The sequence below is a fragment of the Bradyrhizobium sp. 17 genome, from assembly GCF_023073515.1.
Taxonomy (GTDB): Bacteria; Pseudomonadota; Alphaproteobacteria; order Rhizobiales; family Xanthobacteraceae; genus Bradyrhizobium; species Bradyrhizobium canariense_D.
In genome coordinates this window covers 242,162-264,857 of sequence record NZ_JADPJQ010000105.1, presented here as the reverse complement: position 1 = coordinate 264,857, position 22,696 = coordinate 242,162, and the positions used below count along the sequence as shown (strand labels likewise).

The window sequence follows — 22,696 nt, the reverse complement described above, 5'->3', positions numbered from 1 at the left end:
CTATTCGCTCCGGCTCGCGAGCGCGTTCACGGCGGCGACCGCGATCGCGGAACCGCCAAGGCGGCCTTCGACCGTGAGCGCCGGCACCGGGGAAACGGCCATCAGCGCAGCCTTGGATTCGGCCGCGCCGACGAAGCCGACCGGACAGCCGATGATTGCCGCGGGCCGTGGGCAGTCCCGGTCCTCCAGCATGTTGAGGAGATGGAACAGCGCGGTCGGCGCATTGCCGATCGCCACGATCGCGCCGTCGAGATGCGGCCGCCACAGCTCCAGGGCCGCGGCCGAACGGGTGTTGCGCATGGACTGCGCGAGCGCGGGAACGGTCTCGTCGCCCAGCGTGCAGATGACGGCGTTGGCGGCGGGAAGCCGCGCCCGCGTAATTCCTTCAGAGACCATGCGCGCGTCGCACAGGATCGGTGCGCCCTTCTGCAAGGCCGCGCGTGCGGCGACCGCCATGCCTGATGTGAAGCGGATATGCGCTTCGAGGCCCACCATGCCGGCGGCATGGATCATCCGCACCACCACCTGCTCCTCGTCCGGCGTGAAGCGCGCAAGATCGGCTTCGGCCCGGATGGTGGCAAAGGACTGCCGGTAGATCGCAGCGCCGTCGGTCTCGTACGTGTGCGGCATCAGTGCCCTCCCATCAGGATGGAGGGATCTTTGACGATGTCGTCGCGATTCAGCCCGCGCAGGATGGGCTCATCGCGCGTCGACCCGGCGCGCACGAGATCGAAGCCTGCGCCGGTCGCGACCAGAGTGATGGCGGCGGGACCAGAATGGGCGCAGCCCTTGGCACAGCCGGAGACGTGTAGCCGTGCGGCCGCGCCGATGTTCGGCGCCAGGGCCGCGGCAAGGCCATGGGTATCGGCATGCGCCTCGCGACAGCGTGGCGCACCGCTACAGGCGATGACGCGCAGCGCAGGGTCGTAGGCCTCGGTGATCAGGCCGGTCGCGTTCGGCATCACGCGCTTGCCTTCGCTCAAAACCATTCGCCACGGCGTCATGCGCAGCGCATGTCCGCAACCGGCGAACTGGTTGAGCGTTGCATGCGCCATCTGTCCGAAGGCGACCCCGACCATCGCACCTTGCGCATAGAGGCCGGGACGCGCCGCGGCCATGATCGGCGCCGGCTCGGCCTCGCCGCGCAATTCCGCCGGCAGGATTGCACCGGCCGCAAGATGCGCCGCCATCCGCCCTCGCCCGCCTCTCGCGCCGCCTGAGGTCACGAACCAGCCGGCGAATGCGAGCGCGGTGGTCACGGCCTCGCCACGGGCGACGGAGCGGCCGAGTTTGTCGCCATCAGCCCGCACCAGCAGTCCGCCGGAACGATCGCGCTCGATCCGCACGTCCGCGGAAGCGCCCGCCAGCACGCGTGAGGTGCCGTCATCGATGGCGAAGCCGAACTTGGTTGGAAGTTCGAGCCGGCTGTCGGCGAGCGCCTCCTCGAGCTCGGCGGCGAGCGATTGGGTCTCGTCCCCGCTACGCCAGAACGGCGTCACAAGGATGTTGCGACGGGATTCGGTCTCCGCATCCGGGTCGAGCAGCGCCAGTTGGGAAAGGCCATCGAGCAGCAGCCTGTGGCTGGTCTCGTTGACGCCCCTGATCTGGAGATTGGCCCGGCTGGTCACGTCGATCAGGCCATTGCCATGGCGTTCGGCGAGATGAGCCAGTCCGGAGATCTGCGCCGCGTCGAGCCGTCCGCCGAACGGACGCACGCGGATCACCAGCCCGTCGCCCGATTGCATCGGGCGCAGCGCGCCGGGACACCAGCCCTTGACCACGGAAGCACTCATGAGGCCTCCCGCAGCGCAGCCGCAATCGAGTTGCGGCGCGTTCGCCAGAGCGAGGCTTCATGCAGGCGCGTGAAACACGTTTCCATCGCGGCGAGTGCCGCCGGATTTTCGCGGGCCATGAAGGCGCGGACGTCGTCATGGCCGAGCGTCGCATCGTAGTAGAGGTCGAACAGATGCGGCGGCACGGCGCCGGCCAGATGCGCGAAGGCGGCCATGTGCTCGAGCGTCGCGGTGATCTCGGCCGCCCCGCGAAAACCGTGGCGCATCATGCCCGCGATCCAGGCCGGGTTGGCCGCGCGCGCGCGGACGACACGGGAGATTTCCTCGGTCAGCGTACGCGCATGCGGCTGCTCGGGGCGCGTCGCATCGAGATGATAGAGCGATGGTCCCGCCGCGCCGAGATGGGCCGCGGCAGCCGCAATGCCGGCCTCATGCGCGGCATAGTCGGCCGCGAGCAGAAGATCGGTTTCCGGCAAATCCTGCATGTGAACAAAAGCATCGGCCGATACGATCCGCTTCTCGATACCGGCACGATCGAGCTTGATTTCGCCATCGGCCGAGAACGCCCATGACGATGCCGAGAGCCACGCTTCGCCGGCGGCTTCGCGCGTCTCGGGCGTGAAGGCGTCCGGGATTGCCGAGAGACCCACGCCGTATTGTCCGGGACGCGGCGCGAACACGCGCGATGTGCGATGGCGATAGGGATTTTCGTCGCCCTCGTCCTCGCGGGCCGACAGCGCCTCGGCTGCCGCCTCGAACAATTGCGCAAGGCCTGAGAAGACGTCGCGAAACAGGCCCGAGACACGCAGCGTGACGTCGATGCGGGGCCGGCCAAGCTCCGCAGGCGCGATGATGTCGTAGCCGGTGACACGGCCGGACGCGTGATCCCAGCGCGGTGCAAGGCCGGCCAGATGCAGCGCCATGGCGAACTCTTCGCCGGCGGTGCGCATCGTCGCCGAGCCCCAGAGATCGACGACAAGGCCCTTTGGCCAGTCGCCGTGATCCTGCAGATGACGACGTAGCAATTCTTCGGCGAGCTTGATGCCTTGCGCGTGCGCCGACGGCGTCGGCACCGCGCGCGGATCGACGGCGAAAAGGTTGCGTCCCGTGGGCAGCACGTCCTGGCGGCCGCGATAGGGCGAACCTGACGGCCCCGGCGCGACGCGCCGGCCTGCAAGCGCGGCCCGCAAAGCGTCGCGCTCTGCTTCACCGCAGGCGCCGCGGCCGAACACGTGCAGGCCGTCGCCGAACTGGCTTTCCTTGAGATCGCAGACGAAGCGGTCGATCCGCGGGATCGCTTCGGCCGGAGCGGCCGCTGCATCGAGGCCAAGATCGTCTTCGAGGCCAGCCGCTCCTGCCTCATCGCGGATCGCGGCGATCAGACGCTGGCGGCGGGCGGGATCGAGACCATCGGCCGTCGAGTACTCGTCGAGGAGGTGTTCAAGCCTGCGCAATCCGTCCGGCACCGCTGATATTGCGAGCTGCGGCGGCAGATGGCCGATGGTGACGGCCCCCAGGCGCCGCTTGGCCTGCGCAGCCTCGCCGGGGTCGTTGACGATGAAGGGATAGATGACGGGCAAATCGCCGATCAGGGCTTCCGGCCAGCACGCCTGCGACAGCGCCACGGATTTTCCGGGCAGCCATTCCAGCGTGCCGTGCGCGCCCATGTGCACGACGGCATCACAGCCCTGCTCGCGGAGCCAGAGATAGAACGCGACATAGGCATGGCGCGGCGTGCGGGCGAGATCGTGATAGTCGGCATCGCGCGCGGTCGCATCGCCACGCTCCGGCTGAACCGCGATGATCGACCGGCCGCATTGAATCGCAGCGAAATGGAACGCGCCGTCGCGACAACCCGGATCGGTCTCCAGCGCGCCCCAGGCTTGCGCGAGATCATCCTGCAACACTTGCGGAAGGCGCGACAGTGCAGCACGGTAATCGGCGACGCTCCAGCTCAAGGTCTGCTTGAGCAGCGTCTCACCGAGCGCATGGACCGGATCGAGATCGAAGCCGGCCTCCGCGAGATCGGACACCAGGGCCTCGACCGACGCCAGCGCATCGAGACCCACCGCGTGCGCGATCTGATGCGGACGGCCCGGATAGTTGGAGAGCACGAGTGCCATCCGCTTGTCAGCGGCCGGCGTCTCCGCAAGACGCCGCCAGGCCGCAACGCGCGCGGCCACGGCCTTCACGCGCTCCTCGTCGGGCTTGTGTGCCAGATGCGAAAATTGCAAATCGGGATCGCGCATCGCGGCAGACTTGAAGCTCACCACGCCCGCGAACAGGCGGCCGTCGACCTCGGGCAGCACCACATGCATCGCGAGGTCGCCGGGCGACAGGCCGCGGAGCGAGCTCGCCCAGTCCTCGCGGCGGGCCGTGGAGAGCGCGACCTGGAACACGGGGCAGGATGCGGCATCGAACGGCGTCGTGCCGTCGTCGGCCATCGCCGAGAACGCCGTCGCATTGACGATCGCGGCCGGAGGATTTTGCGCAAGATGCACCCGCAACCAATCCGCGACCCCCGCGGCTTTCAGCGAGGTGACGAACACACCAAACACGTCGAATCCCTTCTCGCGCAATGCGGCGATCAGGGCATCGACCGGGCCGGTGTCGGCAGCGGTGAGATAGGAGCGATAGAAGGTCACGAGCGCGCGCGGCCTGCCCTCACCCGACGCCGGCGCTGCAATGACGCCGCGCGCGGGATCGTAAAAGCCCATCTCGGGCACGGTCATGTCGCCGATAATAGGTCCCGCATAGAGGCCCGAAGCCAGCGCAAGCTGCGCGATCGCGGCTTGCGATGCGACGGGGCCGCCGGTGTCGCAGAGCACCTTGAGCCGCCGCAACGTCGAGACCGGCAGGGTCGAATACGCGTCCAGCCGCGTATCGTCGCGGCCGTCGGCCGGCAGCACGGCCAGCACGATGCCGCGCTCCTTCGCCAGCTGCTGCAGGGCCGCGAGCCCATACGGCCAATAGGATTCCCCGCCGATCAAACGCACGAGAATGCCGCGCGCGTGCGCAAGCGTGCGTTCGACATAGGTGTCGACCGAGAGGGGATGACGAAGTTCTGCGAGATTGACGAGCCGCAGCGACGGCAGGCTGTCGCGGCCACGGCGCCAGCCGGCCGCGAACGCGGCAAGATCGGAATCCGAATACGAGAGCACCACGAGATCGGCCGGGTCCTGGCCAATGTCCCTTGGTATCGCGGTCTCCTCGAGACCGCGGCTCTCGCGGAAGACGACGTGCATCAGATACCGGATCCTGAAAGACCGAGTCCCGCCTTGATCGCGGCCTCGTCGATATCGCCGTGCTCGCCGATCACGACCAGCTTTGACTGCCTCGCGCCCGCGCCCCAGGGCTTGTCGAACTGGTGGCGCACGCGCTCGCCGACCGCTTGCAGCAAGAGGCGCATCGGCTTGCCTTGCACCGCGATGTAACCCTTGACGCGCAGCACATTCTGCTCGCGCGCCAGACGCTGAACGGATGCAACCAGCGCTTCGATATCGGTGACCTCAGGAAGATCGATCACGACGGACGCAAAATCGTCGTGCTCGTGATCCTCTTCGCCGTCGTGATGCGAGGGACGCGCGGCGAGATCGTTCTCGGCGGCAGCACCGAGGCCGAGGATGAGGCGCGCGTCGATCGCGCCGTCGGTGATCGCCAGCATCGGCACGCGGCGCGATATCTCGGCGGTGATCGCCGCCTTGGCTGCTTCGAGGCCTGCCGCGCCCGCAAGATCGGCCTTGGTCAGCAGCACGATGTCGGCGCAGGCGATCTGGTCCTCAAACACTTCCGACAGTGGCGTCTCATGGTCGAGATTGCCGTCCGCCGCGCGCTGCGCTTCGACGGCGTCAGGGTCGGGCGCAAAACGGCCGGCGGCGACAGCTTCGGCGTCGGCCAGCGCGATCACGCCGTCGACCGTGATGCGCGAACGGATCTCCGGCCAATCGAACGCCTTGAGCAGCGGCTTGGGCAGCGCCAGGCCCGAGGTCTCGATCAGGATGTGATCGGGCTTGACGGCCCGCGACAGCAGCTTCTCCATGGTCGGAATAAAATCGTCGGCGACGGTGCAGCAGATGCAGCCATTGGCGAGCTCGATGATGTTCTCTTCCGGGCAATTCGCATCGGCGCAGGATTTCAGAATCTCGCCATCGACGCCCTCGCTGCCGAACTCGTTGACGAGCACCGCCAGCTTCTTGCCGTTGGCATTGGCAAGCAGATGCTGGATCAGCGTGGTCTTGCCGGAGCCGAGAAAGCCCGTGACGACCGTGACCGGGACTTTTGCGAGCGAATTCATTCGGCGGCCTCCGGCACGACGGCCAAGGGGGAAATGGGGGGAATGCGGGCAAGCGATTGCTTGCGGAATACCTCCGGGCGGCTGCGCCAGGGCACGAGGCCGTCGGGCGCGGCCGCATAGGCCGCGGCGCCCGCGACCACATCGCTCGCATTCGCATCCGACAGACGGCCATAGACATAGGACCAGCGGCCGGGCGCGCTGAGCGCGACGGAGCAACCCTGGTTGCATGCAGACAGGCATTCGACGGGAACCACGCTGACGCCGTCGGGCACGCCGGCCTCGAGGATCGCGCCATGCAGGCGCTTGCCGGGCGTCGTCTCGCCTTCGCCAAGTGTCTCGCCGGCGCGGCAGGTAATGCAGACATGAAGTGTGACGGTCATCGCTTCTTCCAGAATAAACAGCGGGAAGCGATGAGGCCCACGAACCGTTCTTGCGAAGGCCCGTTTCCCCGTCGCGGAACACCCCGTCCGCCGGTCCAAAATCGTCCGCGTTGGCAGGTCTCCCGGCTTGCGGAGCAGGGTTTCCCCTTCGATCCCCGCCTTCCCGATCCCCAGGGGATCAGTGGCTTCGGGCATCTCTCCGGTCACGGTCGCGGGGGCGGCTGCATTTTGGAACCAAATCTTGCCGATTCGGACCCTATCGCATTCCCTCTTCGCCTGTCGTAGGACAGGAACCAACGCCGGGCCACCATTTGCCCCCGACCGCCTCTTGTCAAGCCGAAGGACCCCGTCCGATGACGCCCGAACCGGATACCCAGACGGCCGACGAAACCGACGCCCGCCACGCCTCGAAAATGGCGAAGAAGAAGGTCGCCCGCGACAAGATCATGGCGACCAAGAGCGGCGAAAAGGGCCTGATCATCGTCCACACCGGGGCCGGCAAGGGCAAGTCCTCTTCGGCCTTCGGCATGATCGTCCGCTGCGTCGCCCATGGCTTCCCCTGCGCGGTCGTGCAGTTCATCAAGGGCGCCTGGGACACCGGCGAGCGCCGCATGCTGACCGGCCATTTCGGCGACCTATGCCAATTCCACGCCATGGGCGAGGGTTTTACCTGGGAGACGCAGGACCGCGCCCGCGACATCGCCGCCGCGCGCGCCGGCTGGGAGAAGGCCAAGGAGCTGATCCTCGACCAGAATCTCCGCATGGTCGTGCTCGACGAGATCAACATCGCGCTGCGCTACGACTATCTTGACATCGCGGAGGTCGTCGAATTCCTCACGACGCAGAAGCCGCCGATGACGCATGTCGTGCTCACCGGCCGCAACGCCAAGGACGAGCTGATCGAGATCGCCGATCTCGTCACCGAGATGACGCTGGTCAAGCATCCCTTCCGCTCGGGCATCAAGGCGCAAGCCGGCGTCGAGTTCTAAGAAACTCGCGATGGCGCGCGCATTGATGATCCAGGGAGCCGGCTCGGACGTGGGCAAGTCGCTCATCGTTGCCGGCCTCGCACGCGCCTTTGTGCGACGCGGCCTGCGCGTGGTCCCGTTCAAGCCGCAGAACATGTCGAACAATGCAGCCGTCACCGTTGACGGCGGCGAGATCGGCCGCGCCCAGGCACTCCAGGCGCTCGCCGCCGGCGTCGAGCCGCACACCGACATGAACCCGGTGCTGCTCAAGCCCGAGACCGATGTCGGCGCGCAGGTGATCGTGCAAGGAAAACGCATCGCGACCGCGCGTGCGCGTGAATATGCGGCGATGAAACCGTCATTGATGGGCGCCGTGCTGGAGAGCTTCGAGCGGCTGAAGGCGCGCGCCGATCTCGTTCTGGTGGAGGGTGCCGGCAGTCCGGCCGAAGTGAACCTGCGCAAGGCCGACATCGCCAATATGGGTTTTGCGCGCAAGGCCGACGTGCCGGTCGTGCTGGTTGGCGACATCAACCGCGGCGGTGTCATCGCGCAACTCGTCGGCATCAAGACGGTGATCGACCCGGACGATGCCGCGATGATCCAGGGATTTGTCATCAACAAGTTCCGCGGCGATCCCACATTGTTCGACGACGGCTACAGACTGATCGAAGAAAAGACCGCATGGCGCGGCCTCGGCGTGCTGCCCTGGTTCGCGCGCGCCGGCGAGCTGCCGGCCGAGGATGCGCTGGGCCTGAGCGATGCGCGCAAACCGGGCCAATGCAAGATCGCCTGTCTCGCGCTGTCGCGAATCGCCAATTTCGACGATCTCGATCCGCTCAAGCTCGAGCCCGGCGTCGATCTCGTGATGGTGCGGCCGGGCGAGGCCATTCCCGGCGACGTGCGCCTCGTCATCATTCCCGGCTCGAAATCCACCCGTGGCGACCTCGCCTTTCTGCGCGCGCAGGGCTGGGACATCGATCTCCTGGCGCATTACCGCAGAGGCGGCCATGTGCTCGGCCTCTGCGGCGGCTATCAGATGCTCGGACGCAGCGTCGCTGATCCCGAGGGGATCGAGGGCCCCGCCGGCGACACACCGGGTCTCGGACTTCTGGATGTGGAAACGGTGATGAGCTCGGAGAAGACGTTGACACGCGTCGCGGCGCTGCATGCCGCGACGGATCAACCGATCGAAGCCTACGAAATCCATATCGGCCGCACTGATGGGCCAGACCGCGCGCGGCCATTCGCAAGGCTGAATGGCGAACCGGAAGGCGCGATCTCGCGCGACGGGCGCGTGCAGGGCAGCTATCTGCACGGCCTGTTCACGTCGGATGATTTCCGCAAGGCCTTTTTGGCGAAGCTCGACATTCCCGCCGGCGACGAGCCCTATCACGCAAGGGTCGAGAGCGCGCTCGATGCGCTCGCCGATCACATCGAAGCCCATCTCGATGTCGACGGCCTGCTCGCCCTAGCGCGCTAGAGTCTCGGCCAGGCGGGTCCATTCGGATTCGCTGCCCGGAAGCCCGAGGCGCAGCCATGTCGGCTCTCGCGCGAACACGCGAGACCAGATATGGCGACGCGCCAGCTTCTCCTGCGCGGCAGGCGCGTCAGGCGTCTCGTAGAGACGAAACAGCTGCGTCCCGCCAACCAGCGTCCAGCCTTGCGACTGCACCATCCCGTCGAGGCGAACGCAGTCTCGCGCGAGCCGCGCGGACGTGGCCTCGGCCCAGGCATCGTCACGCAGAGCGCGGCAGCCGATCGCGATCGCCGCTCCCGAGACCGGCCAAGGTCCCGATATCGCCGCGACCCTGGCGATGTCGGACGAATTGCCGAGCGCGAAGCCTAGCCGCAGGCCGGCAAGGCCATAGAACTTTCCGAAGGAGCGCAGGATCAGCAGCCCCGGCCGGTCCCCGGATGCAAGCGATAGCTGCGGGGCTACATCGGCGAAACTCTCGTCGACGACGAGACGACCGACGCGCGGCAGCAGCGTCAGCAAATCCCTTGGTGGGTGGCATCGGCCGTCGGGATTGTTGGGATTGACGACTATGGCGAGGTCCGCGCCCGCCAATGCGTCGAAGTCCCCGACCTCCTGGACCTCCCAGCCGGCGGCCGAGAGGACCCCGGCATATTCGTTGTAGGTCGGGGCGAGGATGCGCGCGCGGCCGGGTGGCGCAAGTTGCGGCAGCAGTTGAATCGCCGCCTGTGCGCCGCCGAGCGCGACAACCGCCGCGCTCGTGCGGTAAGCGTGCCGCGCCGCCTGATGCAGCGCCTCGATCTCGGCGCGCGACGGCAACGCGCTCCACGCGCGCGAACTCACCTCGCCCACGGGATAAGGCAGGCGGTTGATACCGGTCGACAGATCGATCCAGTCCTCCGCGCGACCGCCGAAGCGCTGCTGGGCCTGATCGAGATTTCCACCGTGCTCGCGCATGCGCTGTTCTTTCACGCGAAGGCCAGGATCGCAAGGATGCCGGCGAGCAGCAGCATGGTGCGGCGGTAAACCGTCAAGCCTCGATCGATGTCGGCGGCAAGCGGATCGCGCGCAGCTTCATTCAGCCATGGCTCGTTCGTGATGCTGCCGTGATAGATCCGCGGACCGCTGAGCCGCACACTAAGCGCGCCCGCCATGGCCGCTTCCGGCCAGCCGGCATTGGGCGAACGGTGACGGCGTGCATCCCGCGTCATGCACGACAGCGCCTCTGATCGCCGTGGCGCCAGCAGCACGAACAGAAGTCCGGTCAGCCGCGCCGGAATGAAATTGGCGACATCGTCGATGCACGCCGCGGCCCAGCCGAAGGCTTCGTGGCGTTCAGAGCGATGGCCGATCATGGAGTCCAGCGTGTTGATCGCCTTGTAGCCCAAAATGCCGGGCAGACCGAACAGCGCGCCCCAGAACACCGGTGCGACGATGCCGTCGGACGCATTCTCGGCGAGGCTCTCGATCGCAGCGCGCGCGATCCCGGCCTCGTCAAGCGCGGCGGGATCGCGGCCGACGATGCGCGAGACCGCCTCGCGTGCGGCGGCGATATCACCGGCCCGCATGGGATTTGCGACGGCAGCAACGTGGTCGTGCAACGAGCGCAAGGCGATCAGCGGCCAGGCCAGAACCCCGACCAGCACGAGCTGGATCAATCCCAAGGGAAGCAGAGACTGCAGCACCCAGCCGAGCGCGACAGCGAGCGCGATCACGACGAGTGCTCCGGCAAGACCCGCGGCGCGGCGAAATGCCGGCGGATCGGACGGTCGATTCCACGAGGTGTCGATGGCAGAGATCAGCCCGCCCAGCCAGGTGACGGGATGGCCGATCCGCGCGAACAACCACGACGGCCAGCCCAACAGGGCATCCACCACCATCGCCACCGCCATCGCACCCGCAAAACCCACACCCGCCTCCTGTCCCGCCCCTGTTGCGCAAACGACGGCCGGAGCGCAAGCCCCCGGCTGGCGGATTTCGGCTTTGTTTTTGGCCGCGTTTGGTGATTAGTGCTGGCCGACAGGAGATTTTTATGGCCGTCATCTTGATCACGGGCGGAGCGCGATCGGGCAAGAGCGCCCATGCGGAAAAACGCGCACGCAGCTTTCCGGGCCGACCCGTCTACATCGCGACGGCCGAGGCGCTCGACGCGGAAATGGAAGCACGCATCGAAAAGCATCGCAGACGCCGCTCAACCGATTGGATCGAGCGGGAGGTACCGCTCGATCTTCTGCAGGCGCTGATCGAGACCGATGGCGGCGGGCCTAGACTGGTGGACTGCCTGACCCTGTGGCTCTCCAACATGATGCTTGCGCAGCGCAACTGGGATCACGAAGTCATGAAGCTCGCCCTCTTCCTGCGCGGCCAGAAGAGCCCCGTCGTCTTCGTCACCAACGAAGTCGGCCTCGGCATCGTCCCCGACAATGCGCTGGCGCGGAGCTTCCGCGACGCCGCCGGCTTCATGAACCAGGCCATCGCCGCCGTTGCGGACGAGGCCGAGTTCGTCGTCGCCGGCCTGCCGATGAAACTGAAATGATGCCGCGCGACCAATTTTTGCGAGACGTCATCGCCGATCTCAGGATGGCGGCATCGTTCGTGACAATCCTCCCCGTCGCATTGTCGAAGCCCGCAGCTGACGGCGCCGTCGCACGCGCGACCTGGGCTCTTCCAGTCGCGGGACTGCTGGTCGGCCTTGCCGGCGCCTTGGTCTACAAGGTCGCGAGCCTGTTGGGTCTGTCGCCGAACCTTGCCGCCCTGCTCGCGCTGGCCGCGACCGCCCTCGTCACCGGCGCGCTGCACGAGGACGGCCTTGCCGATACCGCCGACGGGCTCGGCGGCGGCCGCACCCGCGAGCGCAAGCTCGAGATCATGCGCGACAGCCGGATCGGCACCTATGGCGTCTGCGCGCTGATCCTGTCGTTCGGCCTGCGCTGGAGCGCGCTCGCGACGATCGCCAATCCGTGGGCCGTCGCGCTCGCACTGTGCGCTGCGCACACTGCGGCCCGCGCGGGCTTGCCGGCCTTCATGTCGCAGGTCGCGCCTGCGCGACCTGACGGCCTGTCGGCGAGCGCCGGATCACCGCCGAGTCGAAGCGTTGCGATCGCATTCGCTGTTGGAATCCTCGCGCTCGTGCTCGCGCTTGGGCCGGGCAAGGCGCTGGTGAGCCTGATCCTGCTCGCCCTCTCCGGCCTGATGCTGGCGCGACTTGCCATCCGCCAGATCGGCGGGCAGACCGGCGACATCCTTGGCGCGTTCGAGCAGACCGGCGAGATCCTGATCCTGCTGGTTGCCGCAGCTGTCCAGATCGGAGGCTGACGTGATGGTCGAGTTCGACGACACCTTTCGCCAGCACTTGCGCGAGCTGTTCGTGTGGCGCCGCGACGTGCGCCGCTTTCGCGCCGACCCGTTGCCGGACGGCGCCATCGATCGCCTGATCGAGACGGCCTGTCTCTCACCCTCGGTCGGCCTCAGCCAGCCCTGGCGCTTCGTCATCGTCGATGACGCCGCACGGCGTCGCGCCGTGATCGACGACTTCAAAGCGTGCAACGCGGACGCGCTGAATTCCTATGCCGGTGAGCGCGCAGCACGCTATGCCACGCTGAAACTCTCGGGTCTCGAACAGGCCCCCGGCCACCTCGCCGTGTTCGCGGACAAGGCCAGCGACACCGGTCACGGCCTCGGCCGCGCGACGATGCCGGAGACGACGGAATATTCCGTGGTTGCGGCGATCACCGCGATGTGGCTGGCCGCGCGCGCCGAGGGCATCGGGCTTGGCTGGGTATCGATCCTCCATCCGGATCGCATCCACGCCATTCTCGACGTGCCCGACACCTGGAAATTCATCGCCTATCTCTGTATCGGCTATCCGGAAGTCGAATGCGACCGGCCCGAGCTGGAACAGGCGAAGTGGGAGCAGCGGCGGGGGGCAGAGGAATTCACGCTGCAGCGTTAATCAGGCCACGCCGGAGATCCATCTTCCGTGTTGCGAACGACTGCCGACGTAGGAATACGGTATCGGACTGCCAAACGCTGCGAATGAGCAGTCACAAACGCATTTTTTCGTCAATTGTGGATGCCGGCCGTTCGCGCTAAGCATGCGCCTGGGGCTAGCCACCATGCAAAGAATGTCATGACCGAACGGCCTTCCGCTCTCGCGGTCGATCGCCGCGGGTTCATTCGCCTTGCCAGCACGACCGCCGCGGGGTGGCTGGCGCTCGGCGCAACATCTGATCGCGTACGGGTCGTGGGATCGCTGACGGCATTGCCGCTCGACGACGAACTGACCAGAAGGAGCATGATGGACAGCCCGACCTCCCGCCTGGGTGGCCTCATCGTGGGCTTGAGGCAGCGAGGCTGGGTCGAAGGCGTCAATTTCCGCCTTGAGCTCCGTTCGACCTTCGGCGCGCCGGATAGAGTGAAAACCGCGGTTCAGGAATTGCTGGCGCTCAAGCCGGATGTGATCCTGACCGGCTCGACGATAGAAACCGCAGCAGTCCTGGAAGCCACCAAAACCATTCCGATCGTGTTCGCGACGGCCAACGATCCCGTCGGCAACGGCTTCGTCGAAAGCCTCGCCCATCCCGGCGGCAACGTGACCGGCTTCACCAACAGCAGCGCCGAGATGGGCGGCAAATGGCTTCAGCTCATCCGGGAGGCCGTGCCGGATCTTGCGCGCGTCGGTATCCTGTACAACCCGGCGACCACTCCTCGCGGCGGCCGTTTCTTCCTCGATTCCATCGAGCAAGAGGCAGCACTGGCCGGCGTGTCCGTGATCCCCGCCCCCGTCAGCGCGCCAACGGAGATCGACGAAGCCGTCAGGCCCTTTTCCGCTCCCCCCAAGGCGGCAATGATTGCGCTGGTCGACAGCTTCCTGGTGGTCCACCGGCAGGCGGCGGTGGCGGCGGCGGCCAAATATCGCGTCCCTGCGATTTACCCGTTCTATTATTTCATGGATGCGGGCGGGCTGATGAGCTACGGGCCGACGCTCGAAGTGCGCTCGGCCGACTATATCGATCTCATCCTGCGCGGCACCAAGGCCGGCGATCTGCCGGTGCAATCGCCACGGAAATACGAACTCCTGATCAACCGCACGGTCGCCCGCACGCTGGATTTGACGATACCATTCACACTGCTCGCGCGCGCCGACGAGATCCGCGAGTGAACGAGACGATCGACCAGGGAGATTTGCGGCCACCTCCCGGCCGGCTGTTCCGCAAATACCTCTACTCGATCGTCGCGCTCGCTTTCGCCGCGCTCGCCATCAACACCGGCTTCGACGTCTGGTTCTCCTATCGCGAGCAGAAGCAACTCCTGGCGGCGACCCAGCGCGAGCAGGCAGCAAGCGCCGCCGTCCAGATCGGCCAGTTCATTGGCCAGATCGAAAACCAGATCAGATGGCTCTCGCGCCTGCCCCCGGAGCTGTCCACGAACGAGGACCAGCGCCTGAACGCCATCCGCCTCCTGCGCCTCTCGCCTGCGATTGCGGACATCGCCGAGCTCGACGCCCAAGGCCGCGAGCAGGTGCGCGTGTCGCGCCGTGTCGCGGACAGGATCGGCAGCAAGACCGACCTCTCCGCCTCGCAGGCCTTCCGCGGCGCCAACGAAAGCCGCGCATATTACGGGCCGGTCTACTTCCTCGGCGACACCGAGCCGTTCATGACACTCGCCACGCGCGGAACGGGCCTGGCGCCGGATGTGATTGTCTCCGAGGTCAATCTTCGCTTCATCTGGGACCTCGTCGCCGGAATCAGGGTCGGCAACACCGGCAAGGCCTATGTGGTCGATCGCATGGGTATCCTGATCGCGCATCCCGATTTGTGGCGGGCGCTGCGCCGCAGCGATCTCTCGGGCCATCCCGACGTCCGAGCCGCGCTCGATGGCATCGGGCCGCCCTCCGGCGGCCTGGTCAAGGAGGATCTGTCCGGTCAACGCGTGCTGTCGACCTATGCGACGGTCCCCTCGTTGGGCTGGCTGGTGTTCGTCGAGCTGCCGCTCACCGAGGCCTATGCGCCGATCTATGCGTCGATCGGGCGCTCGACTTTTCTCCTGGTCATCCTGCTGGCATGTGCGGTGCTGGTCTCTCTCTTTCTGAGCCGGCGCATGACCGTGCCGATCCAGATCCTGACGCAGGGCGCGCGGCGGATCGGCAGCGGCGACCTCAGCCTGCGGCTCGCGATCAAGACCGGTGACGAGCTGGAGGCGCTCGGCGATCAGTTCAACCGGATGGCCGCTCACTTGCGCGAATCCTATGCGACGCTCGAGCGCAAGGTGATCGAACGCACCTCCGAACTGGAAAAGACCCGCGACCAGGCCCTTGCCGAGCACGATGCCGCCGAGCGCGCGCGCAGCGCGGCGGTCGCGGCCAACGAGACCAAATCGCGCTTTCTCGCGGTCGTCAGCCACGAGCTGCGCACGCCGTTGAACGGCGTCATGGGGGTGCTGCAACTGCTCGACGACGGCAGCCTCGGCGAAGCGCAGCGGCGCCACCTCACGACCGCGGCCGCGTCGGGCGAAACGTTGATCGCGCTGGTCGACGGCATCCTCGAATATGCGCGCCTGGAGGCCAGCGCCGAGACTCTGGAGACCCGCGATTTCCGCCTCGACCAGCTGATCGAGACGGCCGCCGATCTGATGCGTCCGCAGGCCTCTCACAAGGGCCTCTCCTTCGATCTCGCCTGCGACGCGTCGGTCAATACTTCCGTGCACGGCGACCCGGTGCGGCTCAATCGCATCCTGCTCAATCTGATGGGCAACGCGATCAAGTTCACCCCGCGGGGCGGCATCGGCTTGAGCGCGGCCGCCGAGGGACATAACGATCATGTGCTGCTGCGCATCACCGTGCGCGATACCGGCATCGGCATCGCGCCCGACATGCACAAGCGGATTTTCGAGGATTTCGTCCAGGCTGACGACAGCATCGCGCGGCGGTTCGGCGGCACCGGTCTTGGACTGGCGATCGCGCGGCGCCTCACCCGCCTGATGCGCGGCGAGCTGACGGTGGCGAGCACGCCGGGTAGGGGCAGCTCCTTCATGCTTGAGGTACCGCTTGGCCTCGCCACCACCGACATCGCGCAAGGTGCGGTTCAGCCGCCATCGCGGCAGCTTCGCGTGCTGCTGGTCGACGACGATCCCGTCAATTGCGAGGTTGGTGAAGCGATGCTCGAGAGGCTCGGCCACCGCGCCACCATCGCCACGAACGGCGCGTCGGCCATCGCGCTCGCCCGCGATCAGGCGTTCGACATCATCCTGATGGATCTGCACATGCCCGACATCGACGGCGTCGAGGCGGCATCGCGGATCCGCAAGCTTGGTCTGCCGAGCATGCCGCGCATCATCGCGGTAACCGCGGACATGTCGCGCCGCGCCCGCGAGCGGCTCGCGGGCGCAGGCATTGCCAGGATCGTCAGCAAGCCGATCCTGATCAATGCGCTGCGCGAGGCGATCGAGGACGATGCCCAAAACCAGCCAGCCACGCCGCAGCTCGCCGCAGGCGCCTTGATCGACCGGCATTTCCTTGATGACCAGAAGGAGCTGCTGGGCGCGGCGCAGATCGCAAAACTCCACGACCTGCTGGAACTGACGAGCGAAAAGCTGGTCGAGGAGATTGCCAAGGCTGCGGCGACTGGCGATCCCGCGCAGCTCGCTCGCGGCGCGCACCAGCTCGGCAGCGGCGCGAGTACGCTCGGCCTCGTCCGCCTTTTCGAATTCTGCCGTGAGGTCGAGCTGGCGGCAGTCACGATGTCCCCGCCCGAATGCGAGAGCGCCGCCCGCGAACTCGCCGCGCTTCGAGAGGCCTCGATGAACGCGCTGGATGAATTGCTCCGGCCGGCCTAACAGCGTTCGGTCACTGGACTGAAATACAAGATGATCGGAGGCGCCGGTGCGCGCAAGATGTCTCGCCATTCTTCTCATGCTGCTCGCCCCTGCCGCGCGCGCCGAGGTCGAACAGTTTCCGTCCGGCTTCAAGACCAAAACCATCGCGGCCAACGGCACGCAGATTCATGTTCGCGTCGGCGGTCAGGGGCCTGTCGTGATCCTGATCCACGGTTTTGGTGATACCGGCGACATGTGGGTCAAGCTCGCCGCTGATATCGCGCGCGACCACACCGTTGTCGTGCCCGATCTTCGCGGTATGGGCCTCTCGAGCAAGCCCGACAATGGCTACGACAAATGGACCCAGGCTGCCGACATGCGGGCCGTTCTCGCAGCGCTCGGCATCGAAAAGGCCGTCGTCGTCGGCCACGACATCGGAACCATGGTGGCCTAGGCCTACGCGGCCCGTTATCGCGACCTGGCCGAGAAGCTGATCTTGATGGATGCCCCGGTGCCTGGGGTGCCGCCATGGGACGAGGTGGTTCGCAGCCCGCAGCTTTGGCATTTTGATCTCGGAGGCCCGGACATGGAGCGGCTGGTCAAGGGCCGCGAGCGCATCTACCTCGACCGCTTCTGGAATGACTTCGCGGGGACGCCTTCCAGGATCGCGGACGCAACACGCCGTCATTACGCAGCGCTCTATGCGCGGCCGGGCGCCATGCGTGCTGCGTTCGCCCAGTTCAGGTCGATCCGAACCGACGCCGAGGACAACATGAAGGCAATCGCGACCAAGTTGACCATTCCCCGTGCTGGCTGTCGGGGACGAAAAATCCTTCGGTGCGACAGAGGCCGTCGTGATGCGAAACGCCGCGACTGACGTCACCGAATTGGTCATTCCGGACGCCGGTCATTGGCTGATGGAAGAGCAACCGGCGGCGACCGTGAAGGCGATACGCCAATTCCTCGATAACAAAAAATAGAGCAGCGAGCCGCGCGGAGCCGACATATCTCGGCTCAGCCGTTCCGCGCGGGTCATTTTGATCGGGTTGACGCCTCGCCCTCCCGGCCAAACCGCTCGACCAGGAAATCAATGAACAGCCGCACTTTCACCGACAGATGTCGGGTCGGCGGATACACCGCATAGAGCGCAAGCGGCGGCGCAGAATACTTGTCCAGCACCGTTCGCAGTTCGCCTGTCCTCAAGGCGTGGGCGGCGATGAACTCCGGGAGCAGCGCGAGCCCCCTGCCCTTGATCGCGACATCGCGCAGCACCTCGGCATTGTTGACGCAGAGCGACCAGGCCGGCTGGATCCAATGATCACCGTCGGTGCCGGTGAGCTTCCACTGATTGCCCGTCAGCAGGAAGCCGTAGGTCAGCGAGGCATGCCCGCGCAGATCCTGCGGATGTTTTGGTGTGCCGTGACGCGCGAGATAATCGGGCGAAGCGCAGATCATGCGCGCCACCGGCGTGATCTTGCGCGCGATCAAGCTCGAGGATTCCAATTCGGCGATCCGCAAGGTTACGTCAAAGCCATCCTGGACGGGATCGAGCAGATCGTCGCTGAGGACGAGCTGGAGCTGCAGCTCCGGAAATCGCGCCATGAAATCGGCAAGCACCGGCCCGAGCCGCAGGGTGCCGAACGACATCGGCGCGTTGACGCGCAACAGGCCGCGCGGCGCCGACTGGGCTTGCGCTACGGCCTGGTCGGCCGCCTCGATCTCCGACAGGATCACGACCGCGCGCTCGAAATAGCGCTGGCCGTTCTCGGTCGGGCTCGCATGGCGCGTGGTCCGGTTCAGGAGCTGGACGCCGAGGCTTTCTTCGAGGTCGGCGATGTATTTGCTGATCGCCGAGCGTGACAGCCGCAACTGCCGGCCCGCCTCGGCAAAACTTCCGCTTTCGACCACCTTTACGAAGGCCCGGAGGCTGGCGACCTTATCCATAGGCTGGCGCCGGCGATTGTTTCCAAATCGTAGACATAGACGTCATATTTGCATGGATTGTCTCCAATCCAAAGCGGAACGATATTTCCCTGCAGAGCAAGACCGCTCCCCGAGGTTTGGAGGACCGACAATGTCTGGACTGCACCATGTGACCGCGATCGCGGGCGACCCCATCAGGAATTTCGGCTTTTACACCCGTGATCTCGGTCTGCGCTTCGTCAAGAAGACGGTCAATTTCGACGATCCCGGCACCTATCACTTCTATTATGGCGACGAGACCGGTCGCCCCGGCACCATCCTGACGTTCTTTCCCTGGGCCGGCGTGCCGACCGGGCGCCGCGGCGTCGGCGAGACGCACCAGACCGCCTTCCGCGTGCCGCAAGGTTCGCTCGGCTATTGGACGCAGCGCTTCGTCGAGAAGGGCATCGCTTACGAGGCGCTGGAGAAGCGTTTTGGCGAGTCCGTGCTGCCGTTCACAGACCCAGATGGCATGGCACTCGCGCTGGTCGGCATTCCCGGTGCCGAGAGCGAGCCCGGCTGGAGCAATGGCGAGGTGCCGGCCGAGCATGCGATCCGCGGCTTCCACGGCGTGACCTTGCTGCTCGACAGCGCCGCGAAGACGGCTGCCGTCCTCACCGACGTGTTCGGCTTCAAGGAGACGGCGCGCGAAGGCTCGGTGATCCGCTTCAAGGCACCGGGCGATGCCGAAGGCAGCGTCGTCGACATCTACGAAGCCAAGGGCTTCCTGCGCGGACACCAAGGTGGCGGCTCCGTGCATCACATCGCCTTCCGCGCGGCCGATGACGCCGAGCAGGGCAAGATGGCGCAAAGGCTCGTGAGCAATCACGGCCTGCACCCGACCGAACAGCGCGACCGCAACTACTTCCGCTCGATCTACTTCCGCGAGCCCGGCGGCGTGCTGTTCGAGATCGCGACCGACATCCCAGGCTTCGCCGTCGACGAGCCCGTGGCAACGCTGGGACGCGACCTGAAGCTGCCGAGCTTCCTCGAAGCACAGCGCAAGCAGATCGAGGGCGTGTTGCCGAACCTGGAAGAGAGGGTGTCGTGACCGAGAGTTCATTCATCCATCGTTTCGAGCCCGCGCGTGACGCGGGCTCTCCTCCTCTCCTGCTGCTGCACGGCACCGGCGGCGACGAGAACGACCTGCTCGGGCTCGGCAAGATGATCTCGCCCGGCTCGGCCCTGCTATCGCCGCGCGGCCGCGTGCTCGAACACCGCATGCCGCGCTTCTTCCGCCGCCTCACTGAGGGCGTGTTCGACGAGGACGACGTGCGCCGCCGCGCCCTTGAGCTCGGCGACTTCGTTGCGGAAGCGCGGCAGCGATATGGCCTCGCCGCGCCGGTCGCGGTCGGCTTCTCCAACGGCGCCAACATCGCAGCCGCGCTGTTGTTGCTGAAGCCGGACGCGCTTGCTGGTGCGATCCTGCTCCGCGCCATGGTGCCGCTGTCGGATCCGCCCAAGGTCAACCTCGCAGGCAAGCCGATCCTGCTGTTGTCCGGGCAGGCTGATCCGATCGTGCCGGCGAGCAATTCGGCCCGGCTCGCATCACTGCTTTCCGAAGCGGGCGCGCAGGTCGGTCACAAGGTCCTGCCGGCGGGCCATCAATTATCGCAGGCCGATTTGACGCTTGCCCGCGACTGGATCGGCAAATTCGCCGCCGAAGTCGCCTGACAGAAGAAGCGGCGCATCGATTTCGAACGGTGCGCCGCGGCTTCATTCGAACCAGCCACGCCGCTTGAACCAAATCAGCGGCAGCACGCCGCTGGCAATGATGGCGAGCCACGCCAGCGGATAGCCGAAGGTCCAGTCCAGCTCCGGCATGTGCTTGAAGTTCATGCCCCAGATGCCGACCAGAATCGTGGGCGGCACGCCGACGACCGAGACGATCGTCAAGATCTTGAACAGCTCGTTCTGCTGGATGTTGATGAAGCCGAGCACGGCATCGAGCAGAAGCTGGATCTTGTCCGACAATCGCGTCTCGTAATCGCCGAGCGAAGCGACATCCTTGGAGACGGCTTCGAGCCGCTTCTTCGACGCGGCGGTGATCCATTCACCCCCGACATCGCCGGCGAATGAAGCGATGCGGCCAACGCCAAGCAGGACATCGCGCGCCTTGGCGAGCCGATCCGCCAACTCGCCGATGTTTTCCAGCGCCTCGCGCATCCGCCGGCTGGAGCGGACCGGCCGCTTGCTGCGAACGAGCCCGCCCTTGAAGACGTCCCGCGAGAGCCTGTCGACCTTCGCGCCGAGATGCTCAAGGACATCGGCGCCGCGGTCGACCATGGCCTCGATCAGGCTGGTGAACACGCACATGCCGTTCTCCAGGCTGTCATCGGAACCGATGCGCTTGCCGATGTCCTCGAAGATCGGCAGCTGCGCGAAACGCACCGTCACCAGCACGTGCGGTCCGATGACGAATCCCACCGGCGTGATCTCGGCCTCGTTGTTCTCGTTGAGCCGGACCGCCGGCGAGCTGAGATAGAGCGTGCCGTTGTCGAGGATCAGGCGGCTCGACGCTTCGATCTCGCTGAGCGAATCCTCGGACGGAACGCGTATCCCGAGCAATCGTTCGACGAACTGCTTTTCCTCCGCGGTTGCGTCCAATAGATCAGCCCAGATGATCTCGGAGGGCATCTCCGCGCCGATCTTCTGCCAGTCGTCGGATGGCCACCTGTATAGTTTGAGCAAGAACCGAACTCCGCATACCCTCGCGCCGGATCGCACGGCCTGCGGCCATCCTGCGCCGAGCTAACGCATGAGGGTTCCGAACGTTCAAAAGTCGGGGGAGCATCGAGCGGCCCAATCAAACCAAGCGGGCGCGGCCTTCTTCGATGATGCCATCATGCCAGTGTTTTGCCCGACGCGTCAACGGCATCGCGCGACGCGCAACTCATCAATCGCGTCGCGCGCAAGTCATTGAAATCACTACCCTCGGCTACTGTGCATGGGGTTGTTCTTCAGGTTTTTTGTTTGGACCGGTCTCGTGACGATCTCTTCCGTTGGGAGAGATCGTCACCGACATCGCGCAATCGACATGCGCGCCCTACTCCCACGCCCATGTCGAGAAATCGTTCTCGTATTGGGGTACGTCCTTCCAGACGCCCTTCAGCTTCTTGTTGGTGATGGTGATCAGCTGCGGCTGGTACAAATAGCCCGAGACTGCATCGGTGGCCAGCATGCGCTGGGCGTCGCCGAGAAGCTTGGCACGGGCGGCTTCATCCGGCGTCGACACGATCTGCTTGTAGAGCGCATTGAAGGCGTCGTTGTTGTAGCCGAGATAGTAGTCCGGCTCGGTGATCTTGACGAGATCGAACGGCTCGACATGGCTGACGATGGTGAGGTCGAAATTATGCGGACCATTGCCGGCAAACACCTGCGACAGCCATTGCGCCCATTCGACGTTCTCGATCTTGGCGATGATGCCGACCTTGGCAAGCTGGGCCGCGAGGACCTCGCCGCCCTGGCGCGCATAGGACGGCGGCGGCAGCTTCAACGACAGCTCGAGCGGGGTGGTAACGCCGGCTTCGGCCAGCAGCTTCTTGGCCTTCTCGGGATCGTAGGGGTTGATGCCTGTCGTGTCGACATAGCCGAGCGCGCCCGGCACGTAGAAGCTTCCGATCGGCGTGCCGAAACCGTCGACCGCACCGTCGATCATCGCCTTGCGATCGATCGCGGCGAGGATGGCACGGCGCACGCGAACATCGTCGAGCGGCTTTTTGCGATGGTTGATACCGACGATGGTCTTGGCCCTGGAGCCGCCGACCATAACGTTGAAGCGCGGATCCGCCTTGAACTGCGCGATGGTGCGCTGGGCCGACACCCGGGGAAACGCGTCGACGTCGCCCGACAGCAGCGCCGCCGTCTGTGCGGACGGATCGGAGATGAAGCGGATCGTCACCTTCGCGAGCTTGATCGCGGCGGCGTTGCGATAGTCAGCCCATTTGGTCAGGGTCATCGAGGAGCCCTTGGCCCAGGCGCCCAGCTGATAGGGCCCGGTCCCGACCGGCTGC

19 protein-coding genes, 1 pseudogene and 1 riboswitch are annotated in these 22,696 nt (G+C 66.0%); of the genes and pseudogenes, 10 read left to right on the top strand and 10 right to left on the bottom strand.

The annotated features are described in order from the left end of the window. The 5 genes from IVB13_RS20215 to IVB13_RS20195 are packed head-to-tail and all read right to left on the bottom strand — an operon-like array spanning position 1 to position 6,467. Positions 1–630, bottom strand: coding sequence for a precorrin-8X methylmutase (locus tag IVB13_RS20215; RefSeq protein WP_247490154.1), 630 nt, complete (start codon positions 628–630; stop codon positions 1–3). Further along, positions 630–1,793 carry a precorrin-3B synthase gene (cobG, locus tag IVB13_RS20210; protein WP_247490152.1) on the bottom strand — a complete coding sequence of 388 codons (1,164 nt, stop codon included), beginning with the start codon at positions 1,791–1,793 and terminating at the stop codon, positions 630–632. Before cobG ends, IVB13_RS20215 begins: the two co-directional genes overlap by 1 nt. Continuing rightward, the gene (gene cobN, locus IVB13_RS20205) at positions 1,790–5,038 is read right to left on the bottom strand and encodes a cobaltochelatase subunit CobN (RefSeq protein WP_247490150.1); all 3,249 of its coding nucleotides are present in this window, start codon (positions 5,036–5,038) and stop codon (positions 1,790–1,792) included. Before cobN ends, cobG begins: the two co-directional genes overlap by 4 nt. Further along, complete coding sequence (gene cobW / locus IVB13_RS20200) at positions 5,038–6,087, bottom strand: cobalamin biosynthesis protein CobW (protein WP_247338645.1); 1,050 nt, start codon at positions 6,085–6,087, stop codon at positions 5,038–5,040. The genes cobN and cobW overlap by 1 nt, the downstream gene beginning before the upstream one ends. After that, the gene (locus IVB13_RS20195) at positions 6,084–6,467 is read right to left on the bottom strand and encodes a DUF1636 domain-containing protein (protein WP_247338643.1); all 384 of its coding nucleotides are present in this window, start codon (positions 6,465–6,467) and stop codon (positions 6,084–6,086) included. Before IVB13_RS20195 ends, cobW begins: the two co-directional genes overlap by 4 nt. A 94-nt stretch (positions 6,468–6,561) precedes the next feature. Next, positions 6,562–6,780: riboswitch (cobalamin riboswitch) on the bottom strand. Between the two features lie 40 nt (positions 6,781–6,820). On the opposite strand from IVB13_RS20195, the gene cobO reads away from it, so the two are divergent. After that, complete coding sequence (gene cobO / locus IVB13_RS20190) at positions 6,821–7,456, top strand: cob(I)yrinic acid a,c-diamide adenosyltransferase (protein ID WP_247338640.1); 636 nt, start codon at positions 6,821–6,823, stop codon at positions 7,454–7,456. Positions 7,457–7,466: 10 nt separating this feature from the next. Beyond that, on the top strand, positions 7,467–8,915 hold the full coding sequence (locus IVB13_RS20185; RefSeq protein WP_247338638.1) for a cobyric acid synthase: 1,449 nt from the start codon (positions 7,467–7,469) through the stop codon (positions 8,913–8,915). Here IVB13_RS20185 and cobD read toward each other — a convergent pair. Together cobD and cbiB are read right to left on the bottom strand one after the other, a co-directional pair. Further along, complete coding sequence (cobD, locus tag IVB13_RS20180; protein WP_162496361.1) at positions 8,904–9,866, bottom strand: threonine-phosphate decarboxylase CobD; 963 nt, start codon at positions 9,864–9,866, stop codon at positions 8,904–8,906. The two genes, IVB13_RS20185 and cobD, sit on opposite strands and share 12 nt — an antisense overlap. An 11-nt stretch (positions 9,867–9,877) precedes the next feature. Then, positions 9,878–10,819, bottom strand: a complete 942-nt coding sequence (gene cbiB, locus IVB13_RS20175) for an adenosylcobinamide-phosphate synthase CbiB (RefSeq protein ID WP_247338634.1) — start codon at positions 10,817–10,819, stop codon at positions 9,878–9,880. A gap of 122 nt (positions 10,820–10,941) precedes the next feature. Between cbiB and cobU the strand changes: the two genes are divergently transcribed. From cobU to IVB13_RS20145, 6 genes and pseudogenes are all read left to right on the top strand, one after another. Continuing rightward, a complete protein-coding gene (gene cobU, locus IVB13_RS20170; RefSeq protein ID WP_018458653.1) occupies positions 10,942–11,445 on the top strand; it encodes a bifunctional adenosylcobinamide kinase/adenosylcobinamide-phosphate guanylyltransferase in 504 nt (167 codons plus the stop codon). Then, positions 11,442–12,224, top strand: a complete 783-nt coding sequence (gene cobS, locus IVB13_RS20165; protein ID WP_018458652.1) for an adenosylcobinamide-GDP ribazoletransferase — start codon at positions 11,442–11,444, stop codon at positions 12,222–12,224. Before cobU ends, cobS begins: the two co-directional genes overlap by 4 nt. A gap of 4 nt (positions 12,225–12,228) precedes the next feature. Beyond that, positions 12,229–12,861 carry a 5,6-dimethylbenzimidazole synthase gene (bluB, locus tag IVB13_RS20160; protein ID WP_026233630.1) on the top strand — a complete coding sequence of 211 codons (633 nt, stop codon included), beginning with the start codon at positions 12,229–12,231 and terminating at the stop codon, positions 12,859–12,861. 177 nt (positions 12,862–13,038) lie between these two features. Further along, on the top strand, positions 13,039–14,070 hold the full coding sequence (locus tag IVB13_RS20155) for an ABC transporter substrate-binding protein (RefSeq protein ID WP_247490146.1): 1,032 nt from the start codon (positions 13,039–13,041) through the stop codon (positions 14,068–14,070). Continuing rightward, a complete protein-coding gene (locus tag IVB13_RS20150; RefSeq protein ID WP_247490144.1) occupies positions 14,067–16,742 on the top strand; it encodes a hybrid sensor histidine kinase/response regulator in 2,676 nt (891 codons plus the stop codon). Before IVB13_RS20155 ends, IVB13_RS20150 begins: the two co-directional genes overlap by 4 nt. A 76-nt stretch (positions 16,743–16,818) precedes the next feature. Further along, a pseudogene (locus IVB13_RS20145) lies at positions 16,819–17,701 on the top strand (alpha/beta hydrolase). A 52-nt stretch (positions 17,702–17,753) separates the two neighbouring features. Here IVB13_RS20145 and IVB13_RS20140 read toward each other — a convergent pair. Then, the gene (locus tag IVB13_RS20140; protein ID WP_247490142.1) at positions 17,754–18,665 is read right to left on the bottom strand and encodes a LysR family transcriptional regulator; all 912 of its coding nucleotides are present in this window, start codon (positions 18,663–18,665) and stop codon (positions 17,754–17,756) included. 130 nt (positions 18,666–18,795) lie between these two features. On the opposite strand from IVB13_RS20140, the gene IVB13_RS20135 reads away from it, so the two are divergent. Next, a complete protein-coding gene (locus IVB13_RS20135) occupies positions 18,796–19,734 on the top strand; it encodes a ring-cleaving dioxygenase (RefSeq protein ID WP_247490140.1) in 939 nt (312 codons plus the stop codon). Continuing rightward, a complete protein-coding gene (locus IVB13_RS20130) occupies positions 19,731–20,357 on the top strand; it encodes an alpha/beta hydrolase (RefSeq protein ID WP_247370821.1) in 627 nt (208 codons plus the stop codon). Before IVB13_RS20135 ends, IVB13_RS20130 begins: the two co-directional genes overlap by 4 nt. A 42-nt stretch (positions 20,358–20,399) precedes the next feature. On the opposite strand, the gene IVB13_RS20125 is transcribed toward IVB13_RS20130, so the two are convergent. After that, complete coding sequence (locus IVB13_RS20125; RefSeq protein WP_204510757.1) at positions 20,400–21,374, bottom strand: magnesium transporter CorA family protein; 975 nt, start codon at positions 21,372–21,374, stop codon at positions 20,400–20,402. A 355-nt stretch (positions 21,375–21,729) separates the two neighbouring features. Beyond that, positions 21,730–22,696, bottom strand: a 967-nt coding sequence (locus IVB13_RS20120) for an ABC transporter substrate-binding protein (RefSeq protein WP_247490138.1), incomplete at its 5' end; no start/stop codon positions are given.

Coding starts and splice junctions, on each gene's coding strand:
- IVB13_RS20140 (WP_247490142.1), bottom strand. CDS start 18,665: ATGGATAAGGTCGCCAGCCTCCGGGCCTTCGTAAAGGTGGTCGAAAGC.
- IVB13_RS20195 (WP_247338643.1), bottom strand. CDS start 6,467: ATGACCGTCACACTTCATGTCTGCATTACCTGCCGCGCCGGCGAGACA.
- cobU (WP_018458653.1), top strand. CDS start 10,942: ATGGCCGTCATCTTGATCACGGGCGGAGCGCGATCGGGCAAGAGCGCC.
- IVB13_RS20135 (WP_247490140.1), top strand. CDS start 18,796: ATGTCTGGACTGCACCATGTGACCGCGATCGCGGGCGACCCCATCAGG.
- cobG (WP_247490152.1), bottom strand. CDS start 1,793: ATGAGTGCTTCCGTGGTCAAGGGCTGGTGTCCCGGCGCGCTGCGCCCG.
- bluB (WP_026233630.1), top strand. CDS start 12,229: ATGGTCGAGTTCGACGACACCTTTCGCCAGCACTTGCGCGAGCTGTTC.
- cobS (WP_018458652.1), top strand. CDS start 11,442: ATGATGCCGCGCGACCAATTTTTGCGAGACGTCATCGCCGATCTCAGG.
- cobW (WP_247338645.1), bottom strand. CDS start 6,087: ATGAATTCGCTCGCAAAAGTCCCGGTCACGGTCGTCACGGGCTTTCTC.
- IVB13_RS20155 (WP_247490146.1), top strand. CDS start 13,039: ATGACCGAACGGCCTTCCGCTCTCGCGGTCGATCGCCGCGGGTTCATT.
- IVB13_RS20215 (WP_247490154.1), bottom strand. CDS start 630: ATGCCGCACACGTACGAGACCGACGGCGCTGCGATCTACCGGCAGTCC.
- cobN (WP_247490150.1), bottom strand. CDS start 5,038: ATGCACGTCGTCTTCCGCGAGAGCCGCGGTCTCGAGGAGACCGCGATA.
- IVB13_RS20185 (WP_247338638.1), top strand. CDS start 7,467: ATGGCGCGCGCATTGATGATCCAGGGAGCCGGCTCGGACGTGGGCAAG.
- cobD (WP_162496361.1), bottom strand. CDS start 9,866: ATGCGCGAGCACGGTGGAAATCTCGATCAGGCCCAGCAGCGCTTCGGC.
- cobO (WP_247338640.1), top strand. CDS start 6,821: ATGACGCCCGAACCGGATACCCAGACGGCCGACGAAACCGACGCCCGC.